This window comes from Flavobacteriales bacterium (assembly GCA_016700415.1).
Lineage (GTDB): Bacteria > Bacteroidota > Bacteroidia > Flavobacteriales_F > PHOS-HE28 > PHOS-HE28.
In genome coordinates this window covers 3,415,159-3,428,692 of the sequence record CP065018.1, presented here as the reverse complement: position 1 = coordinate 3,428,692, position 13,534 = coordinate 3,415,159, and the positions used below count along the sequence as shown (strand labels likewise).

At 59.5% G+C, this 13,534-nt stretch carries 8 protein-coding genes; all 8 read left to right on the top strand.

Translation table 11 applies throughout. From position 1 onward, the window contains the following. The first annotated feature begins 96 nt into the window (after positions 1-96). The 8 genes from IPP95_14320 to IPP95_14285 all read left to right on the top strand — a co-directional run bounded on the left by IPP95_14320 (position 97) and on the right by IPP95_14285 (position 13,528). The gene (locus IPP95_14320; GenBank protein ID QQS72326.1) at positions 97-2,601 is read left to right on the top strand and encodes a PIG-L family deacetylase; all 2,505 of its coding nucleotides are present in this window, start codon (positions 97-99) and stop codon (positions 2,599-2,601) included. A 116-nt stretch (positions 2,602-2,717) separates the two neighbouring features. Continuing rightward, entirely contained in the window at positions 2,718-3,089 is a 372-nt protein-coding gene (locus IPP95_14315; GenBank protein ID QQS72325.1) for a four helix bundle protein, read from the top strand. A 269-nt stretch (positions 3,090-3,358) separates the two neighbouring features. Continuing rightward, on the top strand, positions 3,359-5,083 hold the full coding sequence (locus IPP95_14310) for a sodium:solute symporter (GenBank protein QQS72324.1): 1,725 nt from the start codon (positions 3,359-3,361) through the stop codon (positions 5,081-5,083). 150 nt (positions 5,084-5,233) lie between these two features. Next, positions 5,234-7,066, top strand: a complete 1,833-nt coding sequence (locus IPP95_14305) for a T9SS type A sorting domain-containing protein (GenBank protein QQS72323.1) — start codon at positions 5,234-5,236, stop codon at positions 7,064-7,066. 315 nt (positions 7,067-7,381) lie between these two features. Further along, complete coding sequence (locus IPP95_14300; GenBank protein ID QQS72322.1) at positions 7,382-8,188, top strand: hypothetical protein; 807 nt, start codon at positions 7,382-7,384, stop codon at positions 8,186-8,188. Then, positions 8,076-9,299, top strand: coding sequence for a T9SS type A sorting domain-containing protein (locus IPP95_14295; protein QQS72321.1), 1,224 nt, complete (start codon positions 8,076-8,078; stop codon positions 9,297-9,299). The genes IPP95_14300 and IPP95_14295 overlap by 113 nt, the downstream gene beginning before the upstream one ends. 223 nt (positions 9,300-9,522) lie before the next feature. Then, positions 9,523-11,436, top strand: coding sequence for a T9SS type A sorting domain-containing protein (locus IPP95_14290; GenBank protein ID QQS72320.1), 1,914 nt, complete (start codon positions 9,523-9,525; stop codon positions 11,434-11,436). 172 nt (positions 11,437-11,608) lie between these two features. Then, complete coding sequence (locus IPP95_14285) at positions 11,609-13,528, top strand: T9SS type A sorting domain-containing protein (GenBank protein ID QQS72319.1); 1,920 nt, start codon at positions 11,609-11,611, stop codon at positions 13,526-13,528. The last annotated feature ends 6 nt before the right edge of the window (positions 13,529-13,534 follow it).

Genomic DNA, 13,534 nt, shown 5'->3' with positions numbered 1-13,534 from the left:
GGGGCGGAACGTTCAAGCTGGTGCAACAATAGAGGGAAGGTGCGAGAGCCTGGATGACAAAAGCCGGTCAACACACACGGCTGCTACCTTCGGCGCATGTTATCCAATGTATCCAGCACGGCACGCCTATTGGCCGTGGCGCTCGCCTTCCCCTTCTCCGGACTTTTTCAGAACACCTTCGCCCAGCGCCCCGCGAACGAACCGGACGCCGCACATATCCTGCACGATATGGAGAAGCTGCCCATGGTCGGCGCGGTGCTCTACATCGCCGCCCATCCGGATGATGAGAACACCAAGCTGATCGCCTGGCTCTCCAACGGCAAGAAGGTGCGCACAGGCTACCTCAGCCTCACCCGCGGCGATGGTGGGCAGGACCTGCTGGGCCCCGAGCTCGGCGATGCGCTCGGCATCATACGCACCGAGGAGCTTTTGGCCGCGCGCCGCATTGATGGTGGCGAGCAGTTCTTCACCCGTGCCAGCGACTTCGGGTACAGCAAGAACGCCAAGGAGAGTTTTGAGAAATGGGGGCACGATGAAGTGCTCAGCGACGTTGTGCGCGTGATCCGCACCTTCCGGCCGGACGTCATCATCACGCGCTTCCCGCCCACGAACGAGGCCGGTCATGGACACCACGAGGCCAGCGCGATACTCGCCCATGAAGCCTTCGATATGGCGGGCGACCCCGAGGCCTTCCCTGAGCAATTGGAACAAGGCCTCACGGTGTGGCAGCCGCGCCGCCTTTATTTCAACGGAAGCACTTGGTGGAAAAAAGATCTGGCGGACATCGCCGAGCGGAACAAGGACTGGTACCCCGTGGACGTCGGCGGCTTCGACCCCTTGCTGGGCCTGAGCTATACCGAACTCGCGGGCCGCAGCCGCAGCATGCACAAGAGCCAAGGCTTCGGTGCGGCGGAGACGCGCGGCCAGCAGATGGAATACCTGCACTTCGACCTCGGCGACCGCCCGAAAAGCGACGACATCTTCGACGGGATCGACATGACCTGGGAACGGGTCCCGGGCGGCGAGGCCGTGGCCACCGCAGTGGACGCATTGCTCGCCGGGTATGATCTGCGGGCACCGGAGAAAAGCGTGGAAGCGTTGGGCCGCGTGGCTTCCGCAGTGGACGCCTTGCCCCCGTCCGACTGGAAGGACCTCACCCGGAAGCGCGTGAACGAACTGCTACTGGACGTCACCGGCACGGTGGTGGAGGCCTTGTCCGATGCGCCCCAAGTAGTGACCGGCGACTCCGTAAAGGTGGCCTTGAACGTCCTCACGCGCAGTGCATCACCGGTCCAGTTCGTGAAACCTGACGGAAATGCGGTCGCGCTTGCGGACAACGCGCCGTTCACCTTGCCCGTGGGCCTGAAAGCACCCTTGACACCGGACCAGCCCTTCTGGCTTGCCCTGCCGCACGGCAACCTCTTCCACATCGCGGACCCCACGCTCATCGGCAAGGCCATCACTCCGCCCGAACTGGAGGTGCCCTACACCCTGCGCATTGCGGGCGGCACGGAGGTCAAAGGCATTGCGCCTGTGCTATATGGGTTCGTGGACCGGTTGAAAGGGGAGCAGGTGCAGACCTGCGAGGTGGTGCCGCCCGTCTCACTCTTCGCCAGTCCGTATGTCCTGATGGTGAAGGACACCACGACGGTGGCGCATCTAGGGGTCGAAGCCTATACCGACCTCACCCATGCCGAGCTGATCGGCGAGCGTGTCGCCGATTGGGAGTTCACCCCGGCGCGCCAACAGCTCGGCCCGCTGAAGCAGGACCAGCGCATCGGCGCAAGCCTCCGCGTGGTTCCTGAAGGTGCCACCCGGAACACCCTGCCCTACCTGCGCATGGACGTAGGTCATCCCGGCCCCACCGACCTCACCCGGCGCATCATCGGCTACGATCACATCCCCAAGCGGTCCTGGTATACCAAGGCCACGTTCTGCGCGGTCCCCATCGATGTGAAGGTGAACGCCCAGCACATCGGCTACATCATGGGCGCGGGCGATGATGTCCCACAAGCATTGGAGCAGCTCGGCCTCACCGTGGACCTGATCGACCCCGCCACGGCGACGTTGCAGTCCCTATCGAAGTATGACGCCATCGTCACCGGCATCAGGGCGTACAATGTCACCCATGCCTTGAAGGAGTTGAACCCCGTCCTGATGGAATATGTGAAGAACGGCGGCACCTTGGTGGACCAGTACACCACGCTCAGCAAGGACATGGTGCTGCCCGGCCCCTCGATCGGCCCCTATCCCTTCGCCATCACCCGCGACCGCGTGACCGTGGAAGAAGCAACACCCACCTTCTTAGACCCGAAGAACCCGCTGCTGAACACGCCGAACAAGATCACACTGAAGGACTTCGACGATTGGGTGCAGGAGCGCGGCCTCTACTTCCTTGGCGACCTCGACCCGCACTATACTCCGCTGATCGGCTGGAGCGACCCCGGCGAAAAACAGCTCGACGGCGCGCTTGTCACCTGCGACTATGGCAAAGGACGGTTCGTGTACACCGGGATCAGCTTTTTCCGTCAGTTGCCGACGGGTGTGCCGGGAGCGTACCGGCTATTCGCTAATTTGATATCGCGGAGGAGTGCCCAATGAAAAGGGAATGTAGAATTCAGAATGTAGAATGCAGAATGTAGAATGGCGTGTATCGGAGACACGTCACTGCCGACGGGATCCATAAACAGCGGTAGCTTGCGAAAAACACTTGAACCATGGAAAGGAAATATGACTTGGATGATCGGTGCGTGGAATTCGGAGCACAGATCGTGCTCTACACGGACAAGATGCCGAGATCAGTGGCCGGTAATCATTTGGCGAAGCAATTGCTGCGAAGTGGAACGGCACCGGCCTTGCACTATGGGGAGGTCCAAGGTTCCGAATCCACTGCGGACTTCATCCACAAAATGAGATTGGCCTTGAAGGAATTGCGAGAATCACGTAACAACATGCGGATCCAGGCAAAGGCCGAACTCATGGACTTTTCCAAGAAGGAGAATGCTTGGCTTCTTAATGAAAGCGTAGAGCTGGTCGCGATCTTCGCGGCAAGCGTTAAAACGGCCGAGCGGAACCGCAAAGACAAATAAGCACTGTTCGACCGGAAACATGATCGGGGTGGATGTTCGCGCTGAACTCGAAAAGATGATCAACGGCCTGAGGATGCTCGTTGATCATTCCACATTCTGAATTCTACATTCTACATTTCTAGTTCAACATAAACTTCCATCTCGCCACTGTCTCTCATGTCCGATGACCGCCCGCCCTTTCTCCGCACCTGGCGCAATGTCTACGCCCTGTTGGTGATCGTGCTCGCGGTGGAGATCGTGCTCATGTATTGGCTGACCGTGCATTTTTCATGAGCGCGCTGGACTGGATCGTGCTGGTCGGCACGTTGGTGTTCATTGCCGGATATGGCACCTGGCGGACGCGGAATGAGCATTCCCGGGAGGACTATCTGCGCGCGGGGAACAACAGCCGCTGGTGGGCCGTTGGCTTCGGCGTAGTGGCCACGCAGCTTAGCGCCGTCACCTTCCTGAGCACGCCCGGCCAAGGGTACCTGGACGGCATGCGCTTCATCCAGTTCTACTTCGGCCTGCCCTTGGCCATGGTGGTGATCTGCGTGGTGTTCATCCCGATGTACTACAAGTGGAAAGTGTACACCGCTTATGAGTTCATCGGCAGGCGCTTCGACCGCCGCATGCGCCTCCTCACCGCTTCCCTCTTCCTGGTGCAGCGCAGCTTCGCCGCAGGCATCACGATCTATGCGCCTTCGATCATCCTCAGCACGGTGCTGCACATCCCTTTCGCTTGGACCTTTGCCATCACCGGCCTGGTGATCCTGTACACCACCACCGGCGGGGCCAAAGCCGTAAGCGCCACACAGACACAGCAGATGGCGGTGATCTTCATCGGCCTGGCCGTCACCTTCGGGATCGTGGTCCACTACCTCTCCCAACCGCTCCCCGGCGGACAGGCCGGCATGACGTTCACGGAAAGCCTGAAGATGGCCGGGGCCATGGGGCACATGAACATCATCTCCACGGAGTTCAATGCGAACGACCGGTACACCCTGTGGACCGGCATCCTGGGCGGATTCTTTTTGCAACTCTCCTATTTCGGCACCGACCAGAGCCAAGTGGGCCGCTACCTCAGCGGACGCACCGCCGGCCAGGCCAAACTGGGCATGATGTTCAACGGTCTGATCAAGATCCCCTTCCAGTTCATCGTGCTGTTGAGCGGCGTGCTGGTGTTCGTCTTCTACCTTTTCCACGCAGCGCCCGTGCATTGGAACGAACACAACCTCGAGGTCCTGCACAACAGCCCGGCCGCGGAACAAACGCGCCGTATCGAGAAGCTGCATCTGGCCAACACCGCCGTGATCGAAACCCGCTCGGCCACGCTGTTGAACGCCGTACGGGCCGGCGATGAGGCCCGGATCGCCACGGCAGGTGCAGCCCTGAACACCATCCGGGCCTCGGACGACTCCTTGCGCACGGTGGTCAAATCGCTCATCACCCGGGTGGCACCGCAGGAAGAACCGCGTGACGACGACCACATCTTCCTCTCCTTCGCCATGTCGCACTTGCCTTCCGGGCTGATCGGCCTGTTGCTGGCCGTAATGCTGAGCGCCACCATGAGCACCACCAGTGCTGAATTGAACGCCTTGGCGAGCACCACCACCGTGGACGTGATCCAGCGGGAATGGACCGGGGACCAGCAGGTGACGGCCACGCGTTGGGCCACCATCCTCTATGGCGCCTTGGCCATGGCCTTCGCAGGGGTGGCCGCGCAGTTCGGAAACCTCATCCAGGCGGTGAATATCCTGGGCTCCCTCTTCTATGGCACCATCCTCGGCATCTTCTTGGTGGCGTTCTTCTTCAAACGCGTGCAAGGCAAGGCGGTGTTCATAGCGGCATTGGTGGCGCAGGCCGCCATTCTGGTACTGCATTTCTCCAAGCTGGAGGTCGCCTTTTTATGGTACAACCTGATCGCGCCCGCCATCACGGTGGTGCTAGCGGTGGTGTTGCAGATGATCCTGCCCCCGGAAGGCCCCCCTACAAACGGAAAAGCACCGGCCTGAGCCGCTCGGAGCGAACTTATTCAAGGTCTCCGTTGTTCCATAGTACCCGTTGGGCGATCGATACGCGCCGTTGCTCGCATAAGCGGGTCCCGAAAGGCTTCGATCGCTTACCTTAGCACCCGTTAACCCAATAGAAAACCAAACTCACCAATGAACAAACTCTACGTTTCGGCCTTGGCACTGTCCCTGATCGCGGGCACAGCTTCGGCACAGTCACAAGAAAGTTCCCGCACGCGCGTGCTGAAGCAGCGCATGACGGAGCAACCTGCCCATCACGTCCAACCCGCCTACTCCGCGGACCGCGACCTGATCTGGTCCGATGATTTCTCCGATCCCTCCACATGGGTCATCGGGAACATCAGCGACCCCAACAACGAGAACTGGGTGATCGGCACCACGGGATCCACCGGGGCTTACACGATCGGCACCATCGAATCCACCTCGGCGGCCAACGGCTTTGCCCTGTTCGATTCCGACCTGCTTTGTGGTGGCAGCCAGAACGCCTGGATCCGGACGGCCAACCCCATTGATCTGTCAAGCTATTCCGGCGTAGTGCTCCAATTCGAGCAATACTACCGCGAATTCCAAGGCATGTGCTATGTGGAGACCAGCACCTCGGACATGGGTCCTTGGACACCCATGCAGATCAATGACATTGGCGGCAATAGCACAACGGCGAATCCTCAAGTCATGTCGATCAACCTGTCCGCTGCCATCGGTGGTCAGGCCAATGCTTACTTCCGCTTCCGTTACGAAGGTGGTTGCGACTATGCATGGATGATCGATGACGTTGCCATCATCACCCTTCCGGAACATGACCTGATCATGGACTACGGCTACACGGCACAGTTCGGCGGAGGCTATGAGTATGCCCGCGTCCCCGCCAGCCAAATGCCCACCACCATGGACGCAGGCGCAGCGGTGATCAACTTCGGCGCAGAGGACCAGACCAACGTGAGTGTTTCCGTCTCCGTACGCGATGAGAGCGACATGGAGGTTGCCAGTGCCACCAGCGACGTAGTAGCCTTGATGGTTAACGGAGATACCGCCGTGTTCGAAACTCCCCTCACTTTCAGTCCCGCTTTGGCCTTAGGCACCTACACGGCCTATTTTACCATGAACAGCGACCAGATCGGTATGGATGAGAACGTGAACGACAACTCCAGGAACCGCTATTTTGCCGTCACCTCGGACCTGTACTCCTTGGACGGGCTGGACGTGATCCCGGACGACATGCTGAGCCTGTCCTCCGTCGGCACCAACAGCTTCACCGACAACACCCAGGACGTGCGCCTGCTGAACTATTTCGAGGTGCCCAACACGACCATCTTCTACGGCGTGGAGGTTTACTTGAGCGGCTCCACAGTCCCGGGCAGCTATTTCATCGCGGCCGTGTATGACACCGCCGATGTACTTGCAAACACCGCCGACCTCACTTCCCCCTTGGTGGAATCGGACCCCCGTTTGATCGAGCAGGCCGACATGGACAACGGACAATTGGCAGCAGTATCCTTCCTCAACCCCATCACACTCGGTCCCGGTGCCTATTTTGTCTCCGCCAACATGTACCAAGAGGGTGGCAATGACATGCGGATCATTGACGACGAAACAGTACCCCAGCCCGCCATTGCAAGCATGCTGTGGATCCCCGTCGATGACCAGAGCCAATTCCTTTATGGAGGCAATGGCACCGCATGGGCCGTCCGCCTCTCCAGCCTGCTGAACGTGGGCGTGCAGGATTCACCAAGTCTGAAGGGCATCACCATGTACCCCAGCCCCACCACAGGCCCGTTGGAAGTGCGTGCGGAGACCCCCGGCAACATGACCGTGGAAGTGTTCAACGCGCTGGGCGAGAAGGTGATGACCTCCAGCTTCACCGGCACCGCAACCACCTTGAACCTCGCCGGTAACGCGGCAGGCATGTACACCGTCCGCATCGGCGACGGCACCAACTTCAACATGCAGCGCGTTGTGCTGAAGTAAGCATCCGCTAAGAGATCATGCTCCCCCTTGGCCATCGTTGCCGAGGGGGAGCTTTTCTTTTATCCCATGCCCCGGTCGTATATAACCCGGATCAATTTGAGGGTCGGAGAGGGTTGCCTCGATAGATGAAGGTGTCCCCTTCCTTCCAAAAAGGAGAGGACACCTACCCTCACGCAGGGTCCGACACAGCATCGGACAATTGGCCTCGAAGATCGAATAAGACACGATAGCACTTTGCGCTATCCTTATGGAAGGGAAAGTTGCCTACTTTCGCTCCTTCTCCAACATCCACGAAAAACCCAACAATCCAATACCATGAAAAGACTTTGCTCTATTGCGACCGTTGCCTTCATCGCTGTCGGCGCGTCCGCGCAACACAGCGGGAGGTCACCGCTCCCCACACTGGACCAGTTCCAGCCCAACCAGCCCGTGCATGGCCTGATGCATCATCCTGCCGCCCAACTGGACGGCCAGCGCGAAGTGCTGTTCACCGAGGACTTTGCTAATGGCTTTGCCGGCAACAATGGCGGCCTTGGCGCATGGACCCTCACCGGGACCAACGGCGATGTGTGGCGCTATACCACCACCGGCCCAGTAGGTGCGTATACCGTGGTCTCTGAGATCATCACCTCACCGAGCGCCGCGAACGGCTTCATGCTTTTCAACTCGGATTCCGTGAACACGAACTTCGGCGTGACCCCCCCGGTGGCGATCAGTCCCCGTGTCTCCGTAAGCGGTTCCCTGATCTCGCCGATCATGGACCTGAGCGGGCCTTCCGCCGTGGAGATCCGCTTCTACGAGCAATACCGCTTCTGCTGCGCCAATACCGGTTCCGGCCAAACACTGGACGTGAGCCTGGACGGCGGTCAAACCTGGCCCAACAGCCTCGATATCGACCAGGGCTTGAGCTACAACATCGAATTCACCACCGCCGAGGTCGCCGTCAACCTGACCCCTGCCCTCGGAAGTGGCGACCGCAGCCAAGTCCGGCTACGCTTCACCCAGGGCGGTGACATCTCCGCATACTACTGGGGAGATCGACGACATCAGCATCAGTGCCCTGCCCGAGAACGAGCTGATCATGGACTACGGCTATACCGCCCAGTTCGGCGAGGGCTATGAGTACGGCCGTATTCCACAAAGCCAGATCCAGAGCACGGTGAACGTGGGTGCCGGCATCATCAACTACGGCGGTACCACCCAGAACAACGTAACGGTATACGTTTCCTTGAAGGATGATGCGACCAACACGGAAGTGGGGGCCTCCACCATCAACTTGGGTACGATCAATACCACGGACACGATGATCGCCGATGCGCAAATGACCGTGCCCTTCCCCCTGCCCGTTGGGAAGTATACCGCCTACTTCACCATGACCAGCGACTCCATCGGTGTGGACGCGAACCCGAACAACAACGCACAGAATCGCTACTTCGAGGTGACCAACGACCTGTATGCCTTGGACGCCTACAACGTGGTGCCCAACGACATCCTGGCCCTCACCCGGCTCGGCACGAGCAGCTTCACGGACAACACCCAGGACGTGCGGCTGATGAACCTCTTCATCATTGAGTCCACGACCACCTTCTATGGTGTGGAGATCCGCATGGCCACTCAGTCGGCACCCGGCAGCTACTTCATCGCGGCCGTGTACGACACGGCGGACGTGATGACGGGCAACGGCAACAACCCTACACCTTTGGTGGAGTCGGACCCCCGCGTGATCACGCAGGCCGACTATAACAGCCGCCTCGCATCGGTCTCCTTCTTGGATGCCATCACGCTCAACCCCGGTGCATACTACGTCTCCGCCAACCTCTACCAGGAGGGTGGCAACGACCTGTCCATTCTGGACGACGTGACGGTGCCCCAACCTTGGGACGCCAGCATGATCTACATCCCGATCGACGACCAGAACCAGAACACCTATAGCAACGGCAACGCATTCTGCATCCGCCTCTCCAGCGAGCTTAACGTAGGGGTGCAGGAAGCACCGGGCCTGGACGGCATCACCATGTACCCCAGCCCCACCTCCGGCCCGCTCCATGTACAAGCGACGACCGCCGGGAAGATGTCCGTGGAGGTGTTCAACGCATTAGGTGCCCAGGTGCAGACCGCCAACTTCACCGGTACGATGACCGATCTGGACCTCTCCGGCAATGCAGCGGGCATCTACACGGTCCGTGTAGGTGATGGGACCAACTTCAACATCCAGCGCATTTTGCTGAAGTAAACCCACATTGACGGAATTGATCCCCCTTCGGCCGTGGTGGCCGAAGGGGGATTTTTCTTTACCCCAAAACATAAGAGCAGGCACTCATGCCTTGGCCTTGGAAAGGTCAAGGGACAGGCCCGGAACATTGTCCGGGCCCGCTGTTCCGGGCCTACCTTTGACAGAGGGGTGGTTCACATCCCTTTCTACTGTACACCCTCACTGAAAACCTGAAACCTTTATCATGAAAAGACTTTGCTCTATTGCGACCGTTGCCATGATCGCCGCAGGTGTGCATGCCCAACAAAAAGGGGGGACGCAATCCCCGACCCTGTACCAGCTCCAGCCCGAAGAGCGATGCCGACCGCAGGCCCATCATTCTTCCGCACAGATGGATGGCCAGCGTGACGTGCTGTTCAACGAGGACTTCGCCAATGGCCTCGTCGGCAACAATGGCATAGGCGCTTGGACCGTCTCCGGGATAAACGGTGATGTTTGGAAGCACACCACCACCAAACCGGTAGGTGCATATAACGCAAATGCCACGGCGCTCGCGTCACCGACCGCCTCGAACGGTTTCATGCTCTTCGATCTGGACTCGGTGAACTCGAACTTCTCCGTGGACCCACCGGTGGCGAACAACCCGCGCGTGGACCTGACCGGCTCTCTGGTCTCGCCGATCATGGACCTCAGCGGTCCGGTCGCGGTGGAGATCCGCTTCACAGAGCAATTCAGGTTCTGCTGCGGTAGCAGCCCCTCCAAGTCATTGGACGTGAGCACAGACGGTGGAACGACCTGGCCCACGAGCATCGACATCGGCCAAGGGACCAATGCGAACACAACGTTCAACTCCGCCGAAGTGGCCTTCAACCTGACCTCCGCCATCAGCGCAGACCCCTCCAATGTCCGCATCCGTTTCACCGAGACCGGCGCGAATTCCGCTTACTACTGGGAGATCGACGATATCAACATCAATGCGTTGCCGGTGAACGAGCTGATCATGGACTACGGTTACACCTCCCAGTTCGGCGGCGGATATGAATACGGCCGCGTGCCACAGGGCCAAATGCAGAACTCGGTGGAGGTGGGCGCCGGCATCATCAATTACGGCCTCAATACCCAGAACAATGTGACCGTGTACGTTTCCCTGAAGGATGCAGACGACGTGGAGATCGGCTCCTCCACCATCATCTTGGGCACGATAGCTCCCACGGACACCGCTCTCGCGGACGCGGTGATCACCTTCCCATCAGCGCTGCCCGTCGGTCCGTATACGGCCTACTTCACCATGACCAGCGATTCCATCGGGGTGGACGCCATGCCCGCGAACAATTTCAAGAACCGCTATTTGGAGGTGACCGACGACCTCTATTCCATCGACGCCGTCGGCGTGGTCCCGGACAGCACCTTGCAACTTACCTCTACCGGCACCAACAGCTTTGCGGACAATACCCAGGACGTGCGCCTGCTGAACTACTTTGAGGTCCACACCGAGGAGACCTTCACCGGGGTGGAGGTGTATCTGAGCGCCCAGACCCAACCGGGCAGCTACTTCGTCGCGGCGGTGTACGATACCGCGGATGTGTTTGTCAGCGGGAGTCCTGGCCTCACCTCACCCTTTGTGGAGTCGGACCCCCGAGTGATCACCCAAGAGGACATGGACAACGGACGACGGCCTGCCGTCTCCTTTCTGGACCCGATCACGCTTGCCCCCGGGGCCTACTACGTCTCCGCGAACATGTACCAGGAAGCGGGCAACAACATCCGGATCGTTGACGACCTTACGGTCCCGCAGCCCAACGCCGCCAGCGCGCTCTGGATCCCGGTCGATGCCAACAATCAGAACATCTATGGAGGAAATGGCAATGCATGGTGTGTCCGCCTCTCCAGCGAGCTGAACGTGGGCGTGCAGGAAACGCCGGGGCTGGAGGGTGTCGCCATGTATCCCAGCCCCACCGTCGGCCCGTTGCAAGTACGCACTCAGACCGCCGGTTACATGACCGTGGAGGTGTTCAACGCATTGGGCGCCAAGGTGCAGACCACCAACTTCAACGGCACCACGACCTCTTTGGACCTCTCCGGCCATGTAGCGGGCATCTATACGGTGCGCGTGGGTGACGGAACCAATTACAACGTGCAGCGCATCGTGCTGAGATAAGGCGAACGCTTCCAAAAGCGAACTCCCCCCGGTCCTGAAAACAGGTTCCGAGGGGGAGTTTTTCGTTCGGGGACAGCCTGAACTCGTCTGGCTGCTCAGGGAAGAACCAGACCCAAGCAGATCTCCGTCGATTTCCCTGATGAAATGCTACATTGTATTCAATTTCCGACCCATGAAAACACGCTACATCTCCCTCATCGCGATCGCGATCGCCGCTACCGCCACAGCCCAGTCCACGCAATTTACCTCCCGCCCCTTCAACAAAGGCTTCGACCCGGCCACCATGACCGAAGCGCACCGCCCGGCCAGCCATCCAGCTTCTGGAGCGGGAAGTGGACAACGGGATGCCTTCTACACGGAGGATTTTTCCGGGGGCGGCATCCCGGCCGGTTGGACCACTTCGGATGATATGACGCCTACCGGCCAGACGCCGGTGTTGTTCCAATGGTCGGATGATCCCGCGGCCGTTACGCCCGCGGCTGTCAACCATCCGTTGATCCTCACCTTTAATGCTCCCGGTGCCTCCAACGGCTACCTCTGGGCCAATTCGGACCGGGGGCTCAGCGCCGCGCCCGGAAGCAACCACCTCACGAAGCTCACCACCACCTCCATCGACTGCTCCGGCCGCGCCTCGGTGCTGCTGACGATGAAAAGCACCATCGGCGTGTTCGACCTGGACGCCAGCACAAATTGCAAGGTCCGCGTCAGCACCAACGGTACGAATTGGACGGACTTCGCACCCTTCCCCTGCCTCACCACCGGGGATATCAATCCGCCCTGTGAACGCTTCTCCTACAACCCACAGTCGGTGGCCGTGGACATCACCTCCGCTGCGGCGATGCAGTCCACCGTGTACTTGCAATTCCAATGGCAGGGCGGCTGGGAATACTATTGGGCCATCGACGACCTGGAACTTTCCGCGTTCCCGGACCATGATCTGGTGATGAACTATGGCTATACCTCGCAGTTCGGTGATGGGATCGAATATGGGCGTGTACCGGAAACGCAAATGCCTTCCACAGTGAACGTTGGCGCGGAGATCGCCAATTTCGGGCTCATGGACCAGACGAACGTGACGGTACATGTTTCCCTGCTGGACCCAAGTGCGACTGAGATAGGCTCCGCCAACACCTCGATCCCACTGATGCACCATGGGGATACCGCCGTGATGAACGAGTTTATCACCATGCCCGCATTTCCCGCCGTCGGAATCTATACGGCCCAATTCACGGTGACCAGCGACCAGATCGACCTGGATGAAAACCCCGCAAACAACTCCACGTTCCGCTACTTCGCAGCGACCTGGGATCAGTACAGTTTGGATGGGATCGGTATCCTGCCGGACTCGATCCTGAGCCTGACAGCCGTGGGGACGACCTCATTTGCGGACAACACACAGGATGTTCGTCTGATGAACTACTATGAAATCCTCAACCCGAATGTTTTCATCGGCGTGGAGGTCGTGGTGGGGGCGAACACACAGGTAGGCAGTTATTTCATCGCAGCCGTTTATGATACGGCGGATGTACAGGTCGGCCAGACCCCGACAGCTTTGGTGGAGTCTGATCCCCGCGTGATCACCCAGCAGGACCTTGACAATGGCGGGCGCGCCGCGATCAGCTTCCTCGACCCGCTTGTCCTCGGCCCCGGTGCCTATTATGTATCCGCAAATCTGCACCAAGAGGTTGGTCAAGACATCTCGATATCGGATGATGTGACCGTACCACAACCTCCCGGAGCCAGCTTGATCTACCTCCCTATCGATGCCCAGAACCGCTTTGTCTACAGCAATGGAAATGCTTGGGCGGTGCGCCTCGCGCAGTTTTATCGGCCGAATGCGATCGGTGAACTTCCCGGGTTGGAAGGTATTTCCCTTTCTCCGAATCCCACCGCGGGCCTCCTCCACATCCGCACAGAGGCCTCCGGCAACATGACCGTGGAGGTCTTCAATGCACTGGGGGCCAAGGTGCGGACGGCCAACTTCACCGGCAATTCAACTTCGCTGGACCTCACCGGGAATGCGGCAGGCATCTATTCGGTCCGTATCAGCGACGGCAAGAACAACACGGTGCAGCGCATCGCCCTGCAGTAGGTCGCA

What these genes read in the sequence shown, in the direction of transcription:
- IPP95_14320 (QQS72326.1), top strand. Translation starts at nt 97, where the DNA reads ATGTTATCCAATGTATCCAGCACGGCACGCCTATTGGCCGTGGCGCTC.
- IPP95_14315 (QQS72325.1), top strand. Translation starts at nt 2,718, where the DNA reads ATGGAAAGGAAATATGACTTGGATGATCGGTGCGTGGAATTCGGAGCA.
- IPP95_14310 (QQS72324.1), top strand. Translation starts at nt 3,359, where the DNA reads ATGAGCGCGCTGGACTGGATCGTGCTGGTCGGCACGTTGGTGTTCATT.
- IPP95_14305 (QQS72323.1), top strand. Translation starts at nt 5,234, where the DNA reads ATGAACAAACTCTACGTTTCGGCCTTGGCACTGTCCCTGATCGCGGGC.
- IPP95_14300 (QQS72322.1), top strand. Translation starts at nt 7,382, where the DNA reads ATGAAAAGACTTTGCTCTATTGCGACCGTTGCCTTCATCGCTGTCGGC.
- IPP95_14290 (QQS72320.1), top strand. Translation starts at nt 9,523, where the DNA reads ATGAAAAGACTTTGCTCTATTGCGACCGTTGCCATGATCGCCGCAGGT.
- IPP95_14285 (QQS72319.1), top strand. Translation starts at nt 11,609, where the DNA reads ATGAAAACACGCTACATCTCCCTCATCGCGATCGCGATCGCCGCTACC.